Below are 17252 nucleotides of genomic sequence, written 5' to 3' on the forward strand. Positions count from 1 at the left end.
AAAATGCAAGCCCTTGCAATAAGGACTTGACGATTACTATTAAAAGGCTAGCTTTAAGGCTTATTTATGGGTTAAGCGATTCCAAATCCAATAAGCTAAGTAAAAATCAACCAAACCATGAATAACAGTTCCTAGGCCAACAAGTCCTAACATGGACCAGACATAAGAAAGTTCTGTGTGGGCGGTCATTGTCATTAAAAGAACAACAAAAAATTCTGCAGCCCCATGAATAATATTAATCACTATTGCAAAGGGTAAAGCCTTAATGGGGCTCTGTAAGACTGTTGGTTTCTTACTTAGATAGAGAGCTGCTATCGCTACAAAAATAAGGTGCGAGAGTGCTCTCATAACAATAACAATTGGGAAACCGGCTAAAAAGAATCCTAGTGTTGTTCCAAGTGCAACAAATAAACCCACTGGTAGAGAAATAAATGTAGCAAGAAAGAGAGGAACATGGCTAGCTAGGGTGTAAGAAGCTGGACCAATCACAACCTTAACAGGCATAATCATAGGAATCAGTATTCCAAACGCAACTAATATTGATGCGTAAGCAATAGTTTGAGTAGGTTTCTTTATCATAATCATCTCCTTTTATTTAAAAGTAATTATAAAATAAAATTTTACAGGTGTCAAGACACCTGTAAAATTATTAATCGTGATAAAGAATGCCAACTGCTGACAGTTCTTCTTTGATTTTTTCAAAGCTTCTTTGGTCTGGACAAGATACTAAATGGCTATGTAGCCCGTTGGTTAGTGATGACAACAGCTCTGCATGCGAATGGTCAACCTTAGCCATAAAATCAAGGATATCTTGCTGACTTTTGATATTGAGAGGGGCAGTTAGCATACCATAGAGGGGATGTTCCACTTCCACCGTTGAAACAATACCACCGTGAGCTACAATAATTGATAATTCTTGAAAGGTCTGGTCATTTTGGTGCCGACAAACAAGTCTCGCCGTATAGTCACTTGAATATAAAGATTGGCGCATAATATAGCCCTTAGGAGTTGAAATAATATCATTTTGTAAAGCTCGCAGTAAGGCAATATCACCCACAATAACCTGCCTGCTAACCTCTAACTTCTTAGCTAGCTGACTGGCTGAACAAGGCTCTTGATTTGCTTCAAGGATTTCTAAAATGGTTTTTCGACGCTCGTCTGCTTTCATAAAGACACCTCTCCGTTACTTATTAAATTCTATCTTACCATAAAATAGTGACCCGGCCTATGCTTTATCTTATAGCACGGCTATAGCAAAATGCAATATAAAAGGAGACTTTCAGCTAAGAAAAGAAGGCTGAGAAGAGTTTTCTCCATTTCCCAAAAATAGAAATAACCTGATCTGTTTAGCAAAAAAGCCCTCAAAGGTGAGGGCTAAGGGATTACTGACCACCAAGATAGTATTCAGCAGTCAAGTTTAATTTCTCATCAAATTCAAAAACTAGTGGTGGGAAATTAGGAATTTCAACATCCATAATTTCATCATCACTCAATTGTTTGATGTGTTTAACCAAGGCACGGATAGAGTTACCGTGTGCACCAATGAAAACATTTTTACCGTCTACTAAAGCTGGCGCAATTTTATCTTCCCAAAAAGGAAGTGCACGTTCTAAGGTTACTTTTAAGTTTTCAGCGTCAGGGATAACTGAGTTATCAAGATGAGCATAACGACGATCTGTATGTGCTGAATGTTCATCATCTTTTGCCATGTCTGGAGGCAATACATCGTAAGAACGACGCCAAATATGAACTTGCTCATCACCAAACTGTTCCGCTGCTTCGGCTTTGTTTTTACCAGTTAAACCACCGTAATGACGCTCATTTAAACGCCAAGATTTTTCAGTTGGTACCCATAGTTGATCTGAGTGTTCAAGGGCAAGATTAGTTGTTTTGATAGCACGTTTAAGAACTGAAGTAAAAGCAAGATCAAATTCGATTCCAGCTTCTTTAATCAATTTACCAGCATCAATTGCCTGTTGTGTTCCTTTTTCTGAAAGATCAACATCAGCCCAACCCGTGAAAAGGTTAGCTTTATTCCATTCTGACTCACCGTGGCGAGCGAAAACCAATTTAACCATTAGTTAATTCTCCTTTTATTTAAGGTTTATCACCTTTTTACAACATCTATTTTACAAAAAATGACGTAAAAAAGCTAGTCTATTCCAGATAAAATTGAAAATAGAAGATGCAAACTATGAAAGCGTTTCAAATATGAACAGAATCTGCTTTTCAAAACCAATAGTATTTTCATAGACAGAAAAAGACAAGCCTCAGATATGATGCTCGCCCTTGTCTTAAAAGACTCTCTTATCTAAAATAGTCTCTTTTATATTTTTCAGCAGAACTGTTTTTTTTGCTCCCTTTTTTCAAATAATAGGTCTTGGCCTTTTTGCTATTTTTTCTTACTTTATTTTTAGGTAAAAATTTCTCTGACAGGACAATAAAAACAATGACTTTTACAATTGAAAATATTGCTAACCCTATTACAACAGCTTCGATTCCTAATTTTATCATGTGGTCTACTTTCTATAAAATCTCCTACTACTAGTATAAACACTTTTAAAATAAGAATCAAGTTTCCTTAATTTATTTAAAAGACAATAGGCGTAAACCATTCAGGATAACAAGGATCGTAGACCCCTCATGGCCAACGACACCCAGTGGTAAATTGACAACCTGAAAAACATTGGCCAGTATCAGCAGACTAATAACAGAAAGGGCAAAAATAATATTTTGTTTGACTATTCTTTTCATTTTTTTCGATAATTTGATGGAAAATGGGATTCTTGTTAAATCTTCCATAATCACGCTATCCGCACTTTCCATTGCAATATCTGTCCCTGAACCAATAGCATAAGATACATCTGCTTGAGCTAAGGCTGGCGCATCATTAATACCATCACCGACCATCGCCACAAAGCCATATCTTTCTTTAATTTTAGCAAGGTTAGTAACTTTATCTTGTGGCATACAATTAGCAACAACTTCATCAATACCTAATTTTTTGGCCACATAATAAGCTGTTCTTTCTTGATCACCTGTTAACATGACAGTCTTAATATCTAAAGCATGCAGCATCTTAATGGCTTTAAGAGACTCTTCCTTAATGTCATCAAGCAAGGCATAAAAAGCCATTAAGTCATCTTCTCGACTCACAAAGATAAGGGTTTTCCCCTGACTCTCTAATGTTTCAATCTCAGATTCAATAGGCTCAATGTGAGTCACTCTTTCTAGAATAAAAGATTTCTTCCCGATACGCCATTCTTGACCATTACTTGTCACTATAAAACCTTTACCAGAAATTTCCTCTGCTTGAATAGTACTAAGTTGTTTCCCTTCAGTAACGTAGTCCAATAAAGCCTGTGAAATAGGGTGGGTGGACATTTCCTCTGCGGTCTTCACGATTGCATCAATATCTGATTTGTCACCAAGATAATAGCTATCTACAACTGAAGGTTTACCTTGAGTCAGGGTCCCCGTTTTATCCATAACAACTGCTTTTATATCACCCATTTTGTCAACAATATCACCACCCTTGATGACTAAGCCTTTTCTAGCAGCTCGGCTAATAGCTGATAGACTCGCTGGTGTTGAGGAAGCTATCAAAGCACAGGGAGAGGCTACTGTCAGTAGAACCATTCCCCGATAAAAAGCATCCAGCCAAGGCCAAGCAAGAGCCAAGTGACAGAATAGGATAAAGATTGGTACTAAGAGAAGGACGGCCTTAACATAATGGTCTTCCAAGTTTTCAATGAAAGTTGTTGTGCGGCTTTTTTGAGTTTGAGCAGACGCCACTAAATTGACAATTTTAGCAAATAAAGTGTCCCCATTCTCCACAGTTACTATCATTTCAATAGCCTGCCCTTCATTAATAGTCCCCCCAATTAAGGAATCCTCATAAGCTTTCTCAACTGTGACAGACTCACCTGTAACCATTGATTCGTCAAATTGGCCAAAATCACTTTGTAATTTCCCGTCAATTGGGACGGATTCACCTTTACGTACTTGCAGTTTATCACCAATTTTTAAAGCTTTAGTCTCTATCTCTTCAATGCTACCATCTTCTCTAAATCTACGAGCAGTGTCTGGAGTAAGGTTCATCAGTGCTGAAATAGCGTTCTTGCTTTTTTCCATGGCCATTTCTTCCAATGTACTGGAAAGAGAGAAAATGAAAATCAATAAAGCCCCTTCTAACCAATAACCGATAATGCCTGCACCTACTGCTGCTAGAATCATTAAAACATCAACAGTCAGATGCTTCTCAGCAAATAACTCATGAAGACCCTCTTTTGCGGATTCATAGCCACCAATCAAAAAAGCTATTATAAAAAAGACTGAGGCTAAGCTAGCATTTCCTTTTAAAAGTAGGAGGCCTACTAAAATCAATAATAAGCAGATAAGTGTTTCCATTAACCGAATATGGCCTTTAATCCAAGTCATCTCTTTTCCCTCCAGGTTAGAAATTTTCTAACTATTTAACATATCTTAATTATAATAATTCTAAATAAAAAAGTCAAGTTATTTAGAATAATTCTAAATAACTTGACCGGATAACTTATTGTGATAGCATATTATTATTGAAAAATAAGCACAGATTTGAAGTCAAAAACTTCTCATTCAGTAGCAAATAATCTTAATTTCTCCCTGCGCTAAAATTAAACACCTTTAGTGTCATAAATTAGCTCTTATACTAGCCAATCAGCTATTTCTTTTTATACCCTAATATCTCATTTTCGAGATAAAAATAAGAGCTACTCTACATTAGATTCTTCCTGCTTCTCTAAGGTTATAGTAAGGAGACTAGTAAGTATGGTTGATTAGTAAGGTGTCAGATCTATTTTAGGTCAATTATTTTTAATTTAAAAATAATGTGGTTAAAAATACATTATAAAAACATTTGACAAAAAAGAGAATGATGGCTTAAAATAATATTGTGATAGCTTTCTATCACAGAAAATAGGTATAGCTAACCGAAAATGGAGGAAACTTTTTTATGAAACTAATGTGCAAAAAATTTGCATTGTCTACAATTGCTGCTCTAGCATTAGCTGCAGCATGTCTCACTGCTTCAATTCAAATTGTCAACGCAGATCAAGTTGGAAATATCAACACTGAAGTTCGTTCAGAAGCTAAAGACAACAGCCGTCAAGCCTTGGTAGACTTCTTAAAACAAAAAAATATTGAGGAAGAAGATGCTGAGTTGTATTTAGATCTTAATGAAGAAGATTTTGCAGGACTTTTAGAAAAATTCAAATCTCAAACAGAAGATGAAGTAAAAAAACAAATTAATACCTTCTTCGATGAACTTGCCCCAAAACAAGTATATTTTAACTAATTAAGACTCCTTAAATAAGACAAGCCCCGCTCTCAGACCGATAGAGCGGGGTTTTCTTCTTAATCATAACCAAATCGGCTCGTTCATAAGACTATTAAGAGCAGCTAAGGTGACTGATCAATTCTTATTAAAAAGGGACCTTATCATTACTCAAATTTGGTAAGATCCTTTAAATGGTTTAAATACAGCTTTCCAAGCTCGCACAATTAACACATTACCTAGTGGAATCCCTATCCATGTAAAAGCCTACTAAGTAAGCATTGAGCTTCCCCTTTGAAGCATAACCGTTTCAGCTGGGTGACTTTACTCTATTAGAGGATACTACTATTAATAAGCCGAATTCTCTAAAACCTCTTCCCCATATCCTCCAGCTTGCGGCAATGGTAAGTTAGTAGAATTAGGAGCCCTTAAAATTCTAATAGGTCTGGCACCCACTTCTCTTGCTGCATGAATATCTTCATTACTATCTCCATAATGAATTTCTGAACCATATTTCTTAATGTAATATGACTTGTCATACTTATAAGGTTTAATAGCCTTATCTCCGGTATAATGAACAGCAATCGGTTTGTCTAATTTAAAATCTTTAGCTAAGGTTTTAGCTGTTTTGTCAATCTCACCTTCTTTATACATGGAACCCCTTGTTCTTCCTGTAATAAAGACGATTTTATCTCCTCGTTTTTGATGCATTGCAATTAATTTCTTTGCATATTCTTTAGGAATAGAATCTTGATCTCCTCGTTTAGCCACAAGATCCCAGAACTTTTGCTTATGAAGAAAATCAAAAGAGCCTGGCGTTATATACTCCTTTCCATACTGGAAATATTGACTACTAAAAAGCAAGGTGTCATCAATATCAAAGCTTACAGTTATTTGTTTCTTACCATCTAAGCTTTTTTCAATAGCTTCAATAGAAAGAGTCTTCACTTTAGCCTCATCATTTTTCGAAAGGGCAGTCACACCCTTTTGTGTATAAGCTACTTTTGGTCCACTTGCTTCAACTATGGTGGAAGAAGTTGCAATAATTCCTAAAACCAAAAGACTACTCATTAATCGTCTCTTCATAAAAACCTCCAAAATATTATAAGATAACTCTAAGGGCATTACTCCCTTAGCTAATATAGCAAAATAAAGCTTTTTCTGCAAGCGCTACCATTCTCTTGTTAATTCCTCATTAATTCTAGCATCTATGCTTGCTAGTTAGGCAAGAGGATAAAGTCGCGTATAACGCTAGGTGAAACAGACTTTATAATGTGTTAATCAGCCAAGAAAAAACAGGGCTACTAACGACCAGAAAAGACACTAAATTCCTAGCCTCACCAGCCTAGCCAGTAATGACGCCAGCTAGAACTAAGATTATAGCAAATGACTCTTTAATTCTCTCAACAAAAATATCCTTATCATCATCAAGGATACCTGAGCTGATAAGGATATTTAAGTAATATTATTTAACTGCGTCTTTAAGTGCTTTACCTGCTTTGAAAGCTGGTACTTTTGATGCAGCGATTTCAATTTCTGCACCAGTTTGTGGGTTACGGCCTTTACGAGCTGCACGTTCACGTACTTCAAAGTTACCAAAACCGATTAATTGAACTTTTTCACCTTCAGCAAGGAAGCCTTCAATTGCAGCAAATACTGCATCAACAGCTGCCGCTGAATCTTTTTTAGTAAGGTCAGTTGCTTCTGCAACTTTTGCGATTAAATCTTGTTTGTTAGCCATTTAACAAATCCTCCAATTAATTAATAAGCAATATGCTTTAACAGTTACCATAATATCTAAAAAAAGCTTATAGGTCAAGTATTTAACGTTATTTTGACGATTTCTTGTAAATATCAAAGCTTATTTTATCATTGATTAAGTCAAGCTTTTTAGCCTTTAGAAAAAGAGGGGTATCACTTCTAATTTTACCAAGGTCAATCATTAAAGATGATTTTTTAGCATTCACAGTAACAAATTTTGGTAAATCGTAACTTGATTTTACATATTGCAATACTTCTGACTCCGGCAAAGGTAAGGTTCCGGCAGAAATCGACGAAACGTGCAATTGTACGTTACCATTAGCTAGAGCAATCGGCTGAAAATAGACATAAAGAGGAACTTCATAACCTAAAAGTTTATACTTACCTTCAAAAATAATTGAAGATGACCCAGCATAAATATTGTATGTCAAATCCTTAGTTTGATTGTCTTTTAAAAAACTAGCCACAGTTTGATTTAATTGCTGACGGTTAGAGTTAATGGTTCCAACTTTGATTGCTTTCTGTTTTTGAACCTTTATTTGTTCTGTTTCTGGTTCTCGAATTTGAATTAAGCGACTGCCTATTACAAAACAAAAAGCTAAATTTAGGGCTAATAAAAGAAGAAAACCCCATTTCCACCAATTAATATTTGAGTTTTTTTTCATGTTTTTTGATTGCCTCCAATACAGCGTCGGACATTATCTGATAGCCAATGTTATTAGGATGAAAATGATCACCTGCATATAATACATCATTTAAGACACTTTTCTTATCACCTTCTGAGTGAACAATCCCTTCTTTTCCGTCAATACCCTTGTAGAGTTGATCATTGATAGGAACAAAATGAACATGATTAAACTGGGATAAGGTTATCTTTGTTTTATGATTCCAATTATCCACTACATCTTGCATTTTTGTTATTTCCGGAAAATTTAAATAAAAGGGATTATAAATACCTAAAACATAGATACGAATATCTTTATTAGCTTTTTTAGCTAATGTAATAATCTTGCTTAACCTTTCCTGATACTCTGTCATCGGCTGGTCAAAAGTTGCTATTTCAAGGTGAGATAAGTATTTTCGAATAACAGCTAATACATCATTCCCACCCACTGTAAGGGTCATGATTTGAGCTTTTTTGAGGTCGGATTTAAGAGCCTCATCACTCAACATACGGTTTAGTATTTGCTGGCTTGTATTGCCAGAAATACCGTAATTTTGGGCATTGATAGTAACATGATAATGAGACTCTAAATCTTTGGACAGTAGAGGAATAAAACCACCTTGATTGGTTGAATCTCCCACACCTTCAGTCAAAGAATCACCAATGGCAATATAATTGATCTGAATTTTTTCTTGATTAAAAAAATCACTGGCCTTTAATTGTGGCCGTGATCTTGGTATAAGTAGATGTAAAACAAGGGAAAATGCTAGGAAGGCTAGGACAAAACAGAGACTTCCTTTTAACAAACCTTTTTTATTCATATCTAATCATAACGGCGAAGGCGCCTTCTCCTGTATGCGTTTGAATGATAGAACCAGTTTCTTGCACAGATACCTCTCCCTTGTAAAAAGGTCTAATCCTCTCTAAAAGCTGATCTGCTAGTTCCCTGTCACCAGCATAAGAAATAGCAAGCTCTGCAATTGGATTTTGAGCTATCTCATGCATATGGTTTTCCAGCCACTTAAAGAAGGTTTTATTTCCTCGTCCCTTAGCAATTGGCTGCAATTGATCAGGCACCAACTCCATCAAGAGACGAATATTCAATAAACTGCTAATGGCTCCAGTAACGCGACCAATTCTGCCACCTTTTACTAGATTCTCTAATGTAGACACCCCAATATAGAGTCTCGTTTTTTCTTTAACTTCTTTAACCTTGGCTAATATTTCAGACAAGGAAGCTCCAGCTCGGGCTAACTTAGCAGCAGCAAGTACTTGGAATTTTAGAGCTTGATCCGTAAAAGAGGAATCTAAGACATGAACTGAGGCACCGGCAATCTCAGCTCCTTGTCGTGATGCTTCAATAGTTCCTGATAGGATTGGATTTAAATGAATAGCAACAATCTCACTAGCCCCTTGTGCAACTAATTTCTCATAATAATCTGCAAACAATCCTACCGGTGGTTGGCTGGTCTTGGGTAAATGTTTGCTAGCTTTCATTAACTTAAGGAATTGTCCTTCTTCCTTTAAATCATTATCAGAATAAAGCTTCCCATCAATCATCACAGAGAGAGGCACGACAGTTATATCATATTTATCAATTAGATCTTGTTCTATTGTAATTGATGAATCTGTAACAATCTTAATATTTCCCATAGTTGTTTCCATTCTATTACTAGTCTATTTCTTAATATTTTAGCATTGATTGGCAAATAAATCAAAGCTTCTTCTGCTTAAGGTTAGGTAAAAAAAAGAAAATAAGAATAGCTAGTCTTTTCTTCTCATTTTAATTTTAGAATCACTTTTTCTGTAATAAATCCCGTGCTTGTTGGCGTGCTGTTTCTGTTATGTCATTGCCTGCAATCATCTTAGCAATTTCCTCCACACGTTGGTTATATTCCAGCAAGCTTGCTCTTGATATGGTCGTATCAGCCTTACTTTCCTTGGAAATATAATACTGATAATCTGCAATAGCAATGACTTGTGGTAAATGTGAGATGGCAAGCACCTGGCTGTTCTTCCCGATTTTATAAATCTTTTGAGCGATAGCCTGAGCAACACGTCCAGACACGCCAGTATCAACCTCGTCAAAGACAATACTCGTTTTGTCTTCCTTACTTGAAATAGCTGCCTTAATAGCTAGCATCAACCGTGACAATTCGCCACCTGAGGCCACTTTAACTAAAGGTTTAAAGCCTTCACCAGGGTTTGTTGAGATATAAAATTCAACAGTCTCATTACCGTTACGGTTAAACTTTGAAGGTGTCAAACGCACTTCAAAATTAGCTTTTGCCATATATAAATCATTTAGTTGGTGTTTGATATCCAATTCTAATTGATTAGCAAGCTTATGTCGGCTATGACTTAGAAGTTTAGCCTGAGCTATTAAATCTTTTTCTACTCTTTTAAGCTGTGATTCTAGTTCTTCATCTGAACTTTCACTACCTGTTAAAAGTTGATATTCTTTTTCAATATTGCTGTAATAATCTAAAAGGTCATCAACATTCCCACCATATTTTCGAGTTAAACTGTTAATCTGATCCAAACGACTGTCTAGTTCTAAAAGACGACCAGCATCAAAATCCAGGTTATCTACAGTATCTGATAGCATTTTATTAACATCTTCTAAAATATAGTAAGCTTCTGTAATATTACGTGCCATTAATTGATAGTCTGGGTCAAAATTCTCAATTGTTAAGAGATCATTCATGGCAGAACGAATATTGGAGAGACTAGATAGTTCCTCGTTATCTATAAGAACTGCTGCATTTGCCAGAGTATCAGCAATTTGTTTATGATTCAAGAGTCGTTGCCGCTCCGATTGAATGGAAATATCCTCACCTTTTTGTAAGTCAACTGCCTCAATTTCAGCCATTTGAAAAGCTAGCATATCGATGCGTTCTTTATGATCACGCGCATTTTTTTGTTTTTCAATGACCTTTTTGCGTAAGCTCTTGTAAGCTTCAAAAGTCTCTTGATAAGTTACTTTTTGGTTTTGAAATGAGGAATCGCCAAAGGCATCTAAGATCGCTAAATGATGAGCAGATCTCATCAATTCTTCTTGATCGTGTTGGCCATGGATATCAACTAGAAATTGACCGACTTCTTTTAATGTCGAGAGATTAACCATCTGGCCATTAATACGACTCACACTACGTCCGTTAGCAAAAATATCTCGACGAATGATTAATTCATCCTGAACGTCAATACCATTTGCTTCTAGTAAAGTCATCAACTCAGCTTTATGATCAATGGAAAAAAAACCTTCAATTTCAGCCTTTTGAGCACCATGCCTAATCACATCAATACTAGCACGCGCCCCTAGCATCATATTCATAGCATCAATAATGATAGACTTACCTGCTCCTGTTTCACCTGTAAGAACAGTCATTCCATTGTCAAAACTTAGGGAAATTTCCTCAATAATGGCAAAATTTTTAATCGAAATTTCTAAAAGCATTTATCAGCCCTCTCTTTACGATGATTTATTAGTCACCCATCTTGACACTTCATCTCTGATATAATCCGCATCCGCCTCTGTTTTTGCCAACAAAAGAATGCTGTCATCATCTTCAATAACACCAAAAATACGTTCGGCAAAATCCGTATAGAGATAGCGTTTCATTACCATAGCATTTCCTGGGACCACTTTTAAATACAGGTGTTGTTTTAAGCCCTGATTTTTTTCTGAAATGGATAAAATACTACTTCGAATAGATAAAGGACGCTGTGTAATCTTTTTGCCACTATCTTGAGAGAGACCATAGATATATGGGCCGGAACCAGAAGGTATTTTCACAATTCCAATCTCGTTCATATCTCTAGAAATAGTCGCTTGTGTCAGCTCTAGGCCTTGTTCTTTAAGTAAGGCTAGTAACTCATGTTGGGTTTCAATATCATGCGATAGAACAATCTTTTTAATTAAATCTAAACGTTCACTTTTCTTCATGTCTGTCAAATTCCTTATGTGCTTTTTCAACAAGAGACGAAATAGCTGTTTCGCTAACAGCCCCCTCCTGTGAGCCCTTTTGTAAATGTATCAAAAATTCAATATTACCATGACCACCTTGAATCGGTGAATAATCTAATCCTTTAACTATAAATCCGAATTTTGTAGCAAATGCGATGACTTCTTGAATGACTTTTTGATGGACATTTTTGTCCTTAACAATCCCATTTTTACCAACCCAATCACGACCTGCCTCAAATTGTGGTTTGATTAAGGCAACAACATGACCACTATCAGCTAAAATATCATGAAGAGCTGGTAAGATCAAACTTAAGGAGATAAAGGAAACATCAATACTTGCAAAAGTAGGTTGTCCCTCTTGAAAATCAGCAAGCTGTGCATAACGAAAATTATACTGCTCCATACTTCTGACACGAGGGTCTTGTCTGAGCTTCCAAACTAATTGATTGGTGCCGACATCAACAGCATAAACTAATTGAGCACCAGCTTGCAGCATGACATCAGTAAAACCTCCAGTAGAAGCGCCAATATCAATTGTAATTCTATCAACCACGGAAATAGCAAAAACTTTCAATGCTTTTTCAAGTTTCAAGCCACCACGGCTGACATATTTTAGTTTTTCACCTTTTAATTTAAGCTCAGTTGTTTCATCAATCTTCTCACCTGGCTTATCATAACGTTGACCATTCAATACCGCTACAACTAAGCCCGCCATAACCCCTCGTTTGGCCTGCTCTCTAGTATCAAATAGGCCTTGTCTGTAGGCTAGAACATCAACTCTCTCTTTAGGCATTCAAGCGCAACCTTTCTATCAAGCAAATAATGTTATCAGGCTTTAAAATAAGCTTATTTCGTAAAGCTTCTAAAATTGCAATACTTTGATCGATATCCTCATTCAAGACACGATAAGATTCGTCTAAGCCTAGTAGACGAGGATAGGTCATTTTTTCTGCTGTTAAATCTTTCTGAGGTGTTTTACCCAAATTCGTAAAATCAGCTGTCACATCTAAGATATCATCACGAACTTGAAAAGCATGACCAACCTTCAAACCAGCTTGATAAAGGTCTAGCAGAATTTCTTCGTCAACGTCTGCTATCTTGGCCGCTGCCCAAAAAGGGTAGGCCAGCAAACAACCTGTTTTATGGCGATGAATCTCTTGTAAATCAGTTAAAGCTAGTTCTTGACCTTCCGCTTTCATATCCAGCATTTGCCCACCAACCATGCCAAAAGTCCCTGATGAATGAGACAGACAATGCATTAAATCAACCTTTATATTTGCCGACAAATTTGTCTCAGCAATTAAAGCAAAGGCATCCAAAAAGAGACTATCACCAGCTAATATAGCCGTAGCTTCATCAAATTTTTTATGATTGGTAAGGCGACCACGTCGATAATCATCATTGTCCATGGCAGGGAGATCATCATGGATCAAACTCCCCGTGTGAATCATTTCAAGAGCGGCTGCCACATCATAATGGCTGTCTGTTAAAGTCACTGAAAAAGCCTCTAACAACTCTAATAGGAGAAGGGGTCTAATCCTTTTACCGCCAGCTTCTGCAGAATAACGAATCGCTGCTATGAGATGCTCAGACACAGCTTGCTTACCTTGATAAAAACGGGTAATGGCCTGATTAATCTTATCTACTTTATCCATTAGGCATCAATCTCAACTTCTGTTCCATCATTTTGCATGACTTTAACCAAGGTTTTCTCAGCATCTTGCAAAGTTTTTTGTAGACCTTTTGAAAGAATCATTCCTTTCTGAAATTCCGCTAAGGCCTCTTCTAGGGGGACATCCCCATTTTCAAGTTTTGTAACAATGGCTTCTAGTTCTTGTAAGCCTTCTTCAAATGTTTGTTTTTTGCTTGACATTTTTTACCTCTACTTCTATTTGTCCATCTTGTAGTTCAAGGTCTAAAGCATCACCGACTGCAATACTTGTAACTGATGATATAACCTCTTCATCTTTTCGTAGAATACCATAGCCCCTGGCAATGATTCTTTCTGTATCTAGGGCTAAGAGAGTATCTTGAGCTTTTTCAAATCGGGCCAAAGCGTGATCATAACGTTTTTGCATATTGATTTGTAAGCGCTGGTTAATATAGTTCATTTTTTCTTGATAACGACTCAATTTGGTTACTATATCCAAGGACTGTAAACGATGCCTCAAAGAGACCTCAAGGTGCTGACTTTCAGACAGTTTTTGTTTAGCCTGATAGGTCAATTGGGATTGGAGACGATCAATCTTTTGTAAAAAGCCATCATAAAGACGCTCAGGCTGCCTAAATATAACAGATTGTGACAGCTTGGCTAACCGATCTCCTTTTTGTTTCAATAAGCGTAGATTAGCTTGATAGGCTCTATTTTGTTGTTCACTTATCCAAGAAATGATATCAGCTTTCGTGACAGGAGTTGCAAGTTCAGCTGCTGCTGTCGGTGTTGCTGCTCGACGATCAGCAACAAAATCGGCCAAGGTGATATCTGTCTCATGACCAACACTTGAGATGATAGGTAAGTGTGATTCAAAAATAGCTTGAACAACTATTTCTTCATTGAAAGCCCAAAGATCCTCAATTGAGCCTCCTCCACGACCGACAATTAACAGATCCAAATCTGTTCTTTGATTTGCAAGAGCAATGTTAGCCGCTACTTCCTCCGCTGCTCCATTTCCTTGAACTTTAGTTGGAAATAAAAGGATGTCAACACCAGGAAAGCGCCTGGATACCGTGGTAATAATATCTTTAATAACTGCTCCACTTGGACTCGTGACAACTCCTATTTTTCTAGAAAATTGAGGTAGAGCCTGCTTGTGGTTATCATTAAAGTAACCTTCTTTACTTAATTTGGCTTTTAATTGTTCAAACTGAAGGGCTAGAGCACCTACGCCATCTGGCTCTACCTTTTCAATGATAATGGAATAACTACCCGAAGGTTCATAAAGTTGCACTCGGCCAACAATATTTACTTTCATCCCTTCTTCTAGATCAAAACCCAGTTTCTTATAGATTCCACCCCAGATAGTTGCTTGAATGACAGCACCCTCATCTTTTAAGGAAAAATATTGATGATTGGGTCTTTTTCTAAAATTTGAAACCTGACCTGTCAGATAAACCCGTTCTAAATAGGGATCACGGTCAAATTTCAATTTAAGGTATTTAGTTAATTGACTTACACTTAAATAATCAGACATCAGGTTCCCTTTCTTTTATGTTAAAGGCGAAAACGCCACCATATAAAAGCAATTATACCATTTTTTTACTTAAAAAGTCTGCCTTGAGCACGAAAAAAGGAGCTTAAAGCTCCATCTCATTAGTCCTTACAAAAAGTAGGTATCTCTAGCACCATTTTTTCATCCAATAAGGGATCTGCTCACAAATGACACTTGGTAAAACCACATAGTTATCTCTAGCTAGTTGGTCAGCAATATAAGAGTGTAAATAAGTTGCTGCGACTACTCTTTGAGCTAGTGTAACATCTGGAAATTGACCTGAAAAGCCAGCTATGATACCTGCAAGTGTGTCACCCATACCTCCTGTAGCTTGGTATGGTCCTCCAGCATCTATTTGAAAGATCTGATCTTGATAGAAAATATTCGTCGCATGACTCTTTGCAACTAGTAGGGTACTATCAGGAAAACGGCCTAAAGCTTCCCGGTTAGTCTGAAGGTTCTGATTTTCAATTGCTAGTCCTGATAAACGTTCCCACTCTTTTTGGTGTGGGGTTAAAACGAGATTCTGACCTTTCTTAACTTGTTTTTTCCCTTTTGCCATTAGGTTTAGTGCCGAGCCATCTAGAATTAGAACTTGCTCTTCTGATACTTCTTTCATAACTGTATCAAATAAGGTCTCTGCTTTGCTATTTTCCGAAAGACCCGAACCGATAAGAATAATCTCCGCAGCTCGGATATGGTGTAAGAATAGGTCGTGGTCATCAACTGAAAAAGCCATTGCTTCTGGTAATTGGGCGTGAAGTGGACCGATGTTATCCTTTTCAGTAGCAACAGTTACTAAGCCAGCGCCACTATAAACAGCCGCTTTTGCTGCCATGATGATAGCTCCACCATAAGGATAGAGACCCCCAATCAAGAGTAAACGTCCGTAGTCTCCTTTATGGCTTGCTCTTTTCCTTTCGGTAATCACTTGCCTTAAAAATTCCTGCGTTATTATCATTTGCTCACACTTCTTAGAGCGGACTGATATGTTTGTTCTAACAACATCGTAATAGTCATTGGTCCTACTCCTCCTGGCACCGGTGTGATGTAACTGGCTTTTTGGGATACTTGTTCAAAAGCGACATCACCAATTAATTTACCATTATCATCACGATTCATACCAACATCAATAACGACAGCACCTTCTTTGACAAACTCTTCTGTCACAAAGTGACCTTGACCAATAGCTACAATCAGAATATCCGCCTGTCTTGCAAATTCTGCTAAATGCCGTGTCCGTGAATGAGTTAAGGTTACTGTTGCATTTTTATCAAGTAATAACTGCGCCATCGGCTTACCAACGATATTTGAACGTCCAATAATGACTGCATGTTTTCCTTCCAAGTCAATGCCATAGTCGCTAAACATCTCCATAATACCAGCTGGGGTACAGGGAACCATTAGAGGGCGACCTGACCAAAGGTGCCCTGTATTCATAGGGTGAAAACCGTCCACGTCTTTTTTAGGATCAATTTCCAGAATAATCTTTTTGTCATTGATATGGCTTGGTAATGGCAGTTGGACTAATATGCCGTGGATAGACTCATCTTGATTAAATTGGTGAATAATTGCAATTAACTCTTCTTGACAAATTGATTCTGACAAGCGAACTGTCTCACTCTTAAAACCTGCTGCAATTGCTGATTTCTCCTTATTTCGGACATACACTTGACTTGCCGGATTATCACCTACAAGAATTACGGCTAAACCTGGAACAATTCCAAATTCTCTTTTTAAGTCTTTTACTTTTTTGGCTAGTTTACCTTGCATTTTTTGTCCCAATGCTTTACCATCAATGATTGTAACCATTACTTACTTCCTTTTTCTATTTTCCCTCTATTATACCAAAAAGATTAATAAAGATTCGTTGTTTTTATTAGTAAGACTTCTGACTTAAGAAAGTCAACATTCATATAATATCTAAACGAAAAAATGAGAATAATCACACCTTGTTACAATAAAAATACATCACAAACAAAAATAAAAAACTTATTGAAAAATAAGCTTTCTATCCATGCTCCCGAAGCACATCAATATAATAAATCGTAAATTTCCATTGCAATCAAATCGATACTATCAAATGAATATGATTCACGCGCTTCTACATCACGTAATGTAAAAACGGGACCATTTTCTGGATCATTTGCAAAAGAGACTTCAGCAACTACAACACCATCACGTTCAAAATTTCTTTTTAAATTACCACCATCATTGACCATCAATTTGAGACGGTTAATGATTCTCACTAAATGTGATTCCATGTCTTTTCTCCTATTCGTTTATTATCCCCTTTATTTTATCATAAAAATAAATAAACCAACACAAAAAGAACTA

At 36.8% G+C, this 17252-nt stretch carries 20 protein-coding genes; 1 reads left to right on the forward strand and 19 read right to left on the reverse strand.

The window, feature by feature from the left end; all coding sequences use genetic code 11:
- Window positions 1-60 precede the first annotated feature (60 nt).
- The 5 genes from STRPS_RS02105 to STRPS_RS02125 form a co-directional block, all read right to left on the reverse strand.
- Window positions 61-579 (reverse strand): hypothetical protein, encoded by a 519-nt coding sequence (locus STRPS_RS02105; RefSeq protein ID WP_007894706.1) that lies wholly within the window; start codon window positions 577-579, stop codon window positions 61-63.
- 70 nt (window positions 580-649) lie between these two features.
- Window positions 650-1168: a transcription repressor NadR gene (locus tag STRPS_RS02110; protein WP_007894830.1), complete on the reverse strand. Its 519-nt coding sequence runs from the start codon at window positions 1166-1168 to the stop codon at window positions 650-652.
- Between the two features lie 214 nt (window positions 1169-1382).
- Window positions 1383-2078, reverse strand: coding sequence for a phosphoglycerate mutase (locus STRPS_RS02115; protein ID WP_007894825.1), 696 nt, complete (start codon window positions 2076-2078; stop codon window positions 1383-1385).
- Window positions 2079-2307: 229 nt separating this feature from the next.
- Window positions 2308-2514, reverse strand: a complete 207-nt coding sequence (locus STRPS_RS02120; RefSeq protein ID WP_007894648.1) for a hypothetical protein — start codon at window positions 2512-2514, stop codon at window positions 2308-2310.
- 72 nt (window positions 2515-2586) lie between these two features.
- Window positions 2587-4440 (reverse strand): heavy metal translocating P-type ATPase, encoded by a 1854-nt coding sequence (locus tag STRPS_RS02125; protein ID WP_007894715.1) that lies wholly within the window; start codon window positions 4438-4440, stop codon window positions 2587-2589.
- A gap of 553 nt (window positions 4441-4993) precedes the next feature.
- Here STRPS_RS02125 and STRPS_RS02130 point away from each other — a divergent pair.
- Window positions 4994-5335: a hypothetical protein gene (locus tag STRPS_RS02130; RefSeq protein ID WP_007894750.1), complete on the forward strand. Its 342-nt coding sequence runs from the start codon at window positions 4994-4996 to the stop codon at window positions 5333-5335.
- 327 nt (window positions 5336-5662) lie between these two features.
- On the opposite strand, the gene aphA is transcribed toward STRPS_RS02130, so the two are convergent.
- The 14 genes from aphA to STRPS_RS02200 form a co-directional block, all read right to left on the reverse strand.
- Complete coding sequence (gene aphA / locus STRPS_RS02135; RefSeq protein ID WP_037598984.1) at window positions 5663-6400, reverse strand: acid phosphatase AphA; 738 nt, start codon at window positions 6398-6400, stop codon at window positions 5663-5665.
- A gap of 379 nt (window positions 6401-6779) precedes the next feature.
- Window positions 6780-7055: an HU family DNA-binding protein gene (locus STRPS_RS02140; RefSeq protein WP_007894832.1), complete on the reverse strand. Its 276-nt coding sequence runs from the start codon at window positions 7053-7055 to the stop codon at window positions 6780-6782.
- Window positions 7056-7143: 88 nt separating this feature from the next.
- A complete protein-coding gene (locus STRPS_RS02145; protein WP_007894697.1) occupies window positions 7144-7740 on the reverse strand; it encodes a YpmS family protein in 597 nt (198 codons plus the stop codon).
- Window positions 7718-8560 carry an SGNH/GDSL hydrolase family protein gene (locus tag STRPS_RS02150; RefSeq protein ID WP_007894839.1) on the reverse strand — a complete coding sequence of 281 codons (843 nt, stop codon included), beginning with the start codon at window positions 8558-8560 and terminating at the stop codon, window positions 7718-7720. Before STRPS_RS02150 ends, STRPS_RS02145 begins: the two co-directional genes overlap by 23 nt.
- A complete protein-coding gene (locus STRPS_RS02155; RefSeq protein WP_007894685.1) occupies window positions 8553-9392 on the reverse strand; it encodes a DegV family protein in 840 nt (279 codons plus the stop codon). The genes STRPS_RS02150 and STRPS_RS02155 overlap by 8 nt, the downstream gene beginning before the upstream one ends.
- A 142-nt stretch (window positions 9393-9534) precedes the next feature.
- Window positions 9535-11196: a DNA repair protein RecN gene (recN, locus tag STRPS_RS02160; RefSeq protein ID WP_007894806.1), complete on the reverse strand. Its 1662-nt coding sequence runs from the start codon at window positions 11194-11196 to the stop codon at window positions 9535-9537.
- Between the two features lie 15 nt (window positions 11197-11211).
- Complete coding sequence (locus STRPS_RS02165) at window positions 11212-11685, reverse strand: arginine repressor (RefSeq protein WP_007894711.1); 474 nt, start codon at window positions 11683-11685, stop codon at window positions 11212-11214.
- A complete protein-coding gene (locus tag STRPS_RS02170) occupies window positions 11672-12499 on the reverse strand; it encodes a TlyA family RNA methyltransferase (protein WP_007894804.1) in 828 nt (275 codons plus the stop codon). The genes STRPS_RS02165 and STRPS_RS02170 overlap by 14 nt, the downstream gene beginning before the upstream one ends.
- A complete protein-coding gene (locus STRPS_RS02175; RefSeq protein ID WP_007894665.1) occupies window positions 12492-13361 on the reverse strand; it encodes a polyprenyl synthetase family protein in 870 nt (289 codons plus the stop codon). Before STRPS_RS02175 ends, STRPS_RS02170 begins: the two co-directional genes overlap by 8 nt.
- Window positions 13361-13579 carry an exodeoxyribonuclease VII small subunit gene (locus STRPS_RS02180; protein ID WP_003084065.1) on the reverse strand — a complete coding sequence of 73 codons (219 nt, stop codon included), beginning with the start codon at window positions 13577-13579 and terminating at the stop codon, window positions 13361-13363. Before STRPS_RS02180 ends, STRPS_RS02175 begins: the two co-directional genes overlap by 1 nt.
- The gene (gene xseA, locus STRPS_RS02185; RefSeq protein ID WP_007894708.1) at window positions 13554-14897 is read right to left on the reverse strand and encodes an exodeoxyribonuclease VII large subunit; all 1344 of its coding nucleotides are present in this window, start codon (window positions 14895-14897) and stop codon (window positions 13554-13556) included. The genes STRPS_RS02180 and xseA overlap by 26 nt, the downstream gene beginning before the upstream one ends.
- Window positions 14898-15042: 145 nt before the next feature.
- Window positions 15043-15876: an NAD(P)H-hydrate dehydratase gene (locus STRPS_RS02190; RefSeq protein WP_007894637.1), complete on the reverse strand. Its 834-nt coding sequence runs from the start codon at window positions 15874-15876 to the stop codon at window positions 15043-15045.
- Window positions 15873-16727: a bifunctional methylenetetrahydrofolate dehydrogenase/methenyltetrahydrofolate cyclohydrolase gene (locus tag STRPS_RS02195; protein ID WP_007894634.1), complete on the reverse strand. Its 855-nt coding sequence runs from the start codon at window positions 16725-16727 to the stop codon at window positions 15873-15875. Before STRPS_RS02195 ends, STRPS_RS02190 begins: the two co-directional genes overlap by 4 nt.
- Window positions 16728-16948: 221 nt before the next feature.
- Window positions 16949-17179 carry a DUF1797 family protein gene (locus tag STRPS_RS02200; protein ID WP_007894792.1) on the reverse strand — a complete coding sequence of 77 codons (231 nt, stop codon included), beginning with the start codon at window positions 17177-17179 and terminating at the stop codon, window positions 16949-16951.
- Window positions 17180-17252: the final 73 nt, after the last annotated feature.

This window comes from Streptococcus pseudoporcinus LQ 940-04, assembly GCF_000188035.1.
Taxonomy (GTDB): Bacteria; Bacillota; Bacilli; order Lactobacillales; family Streptococcaceae; genus Streptococcus; species Streptococcus pseudoporcinus.

What these genes read in the sequence shown, in the direction of transcription:
- STRPS_RS02155 (WP_007894685.1), bottom strand. Translation starts at nt 9,392, where the DNA reads ATGGGAAATATTAAGATTGTTACAGATTCATCAATTACAATAGAACAA.
- STRPS_RS02195 (WP_007894634.1), bottom strand. Translation starts at nt 16,727, where the DNA reads ATGGTTACAATCATTGATGGTAAAGCATTGGGACAAAAAATGCAAGGT.
- STRPS_RS02105 (WP_007894706.1), bottom strand. Translation starts at nt 579, where the DNA reads ATGATAAAGAAACCTACTCAAACTATTGCTTACGCATCAATATTAGTT.
- STRPS_RS02200 (WP_007894792.1), bottom strand. Translation starts at nt 17,179, where the DNA reads ATGGAATCACATTTAGTGAGAATCATTAACCGTCTCAAATTGATGGTC.
- aphA (WP_037598984.1), bottom strand. Translation starts at nt 6,400, where the DNA reads ATGAAGAGACGATTAATGAGTAGTCTTTTGGTTTTAGGAATTATTGCA.
- xseA (WP_007894708.1), bottom strand. Translation starts at nt 14,897, where the DNA reads ATGTCTGATTATTTAAGTGTAAGTCAATTAACTAAATACCTTAAATTG.
- STRPS_RS02125 (WP_007894715.1), bottom strand. Translation starts at nt 4,440, where the DNA reads ATGACTTGGATTAAAGGCCATATTCGGTTAATGGAAACACTTATCTGC.
- STRPS_RS02130 (WP_007894750.1), top strand. Translation starts at nt 4,994, where the DNA reads ATGAAACTAATGTGCAAAAAATTTGCATTGTCTACAATTGCTGCTCTA.
- STRPS_RS02175 (WP_007894665.1), bottom strand. Translation starts at nt 13,361, where the DNA reads ATGGATAAAGTAGATAAGATTAATCAGGCCATTACCCGTTTTTATCAA.
- STRPS_RS02145 (WP_007894697.1), bottom strand. Translation starts at nt 7,740, where the DNA reads ATGAAAAAAAACTCAAATATTAATTGGTGGAAATGGGGTTTTCTTCTT.
- STRPS_RS02120 (WP_007894648.1), bottom strand. Translation starts at nt 2,514, where the DNA reads ATGATAAAATTAGGAATCGAAGCTGTTGTAATAGGGTTAGCAATATTT.
- STRPS_RS02110 (WP_007894830.1), bottom strand. Translation starts at nt 1,168, where the DNA reads ATGAAAGCAGACGAGCGTCGAAAAACCATTTTAGAAATCCTTGAAGCA.
- STRPS_RS02150 (WP_007894839.1), bottom strand. Translation starts at nt 8,560, where the DNA reads ATGAATAAAAAAGGTTTGTTAAAAGGAAGTCTCTGTTTTGTCCTAGCC.
- STRPS_RS02115 (WP_007894825.1), bottom strand. Translation starts at nt 2,078, where the DNA reads ATGGTTAAATTGGTTTTCGCTCGCCACGGTGAGTCAGAATGGAATAAA.
- STRPS_RS02170 (WP_007894804.1), bottom strand. Translation starts at nt 12,499, where the DNA reads ATGCCTAAAGAGAGAGTTGATGTTCTAGCCTACAGACAAGGCCTATTT.
- recN (WP_007894806.1), bottom strand. Translation starts at nt 11,196, where the DNA reads ATGCTTTTAGAAATTTCGATTAAAAATTTTGCCATTATTGAGGAAATT.
- STRPS_RS02140 (WP_007894832.1), bottom strand. Translation starts at nt 7,055, where the DNA reads ATGGCTAACAAACAAGATTTAATCGCAAAAGTTGCAGAAGCAACTGAC.
- STRPS_RS02165 (WP_007894711.1), bottom strand. Translation starts at nt 11,685, where the DNA reads ATGAAGAAAAGTGAACGTTTAGATTTAATTAAAAAGATTGTTCTATCG.
- STRPS_RS02190 (WP_007894637.1), bottom strand. Translation starts at nt 15,876, where the DNA reads ATGATAATAACGCAGGAATTTTTAAGGCAAGTGATTACCGAAAGGAAA.
- STRPS_RS02180 (WP_003084065.1), bottom strand. Translation starts at nt 13,579, where the DNA reads ATGTCAAGCAAAAAACAAACATTTGAAGAAGGCTTACAAGAACTAGAA.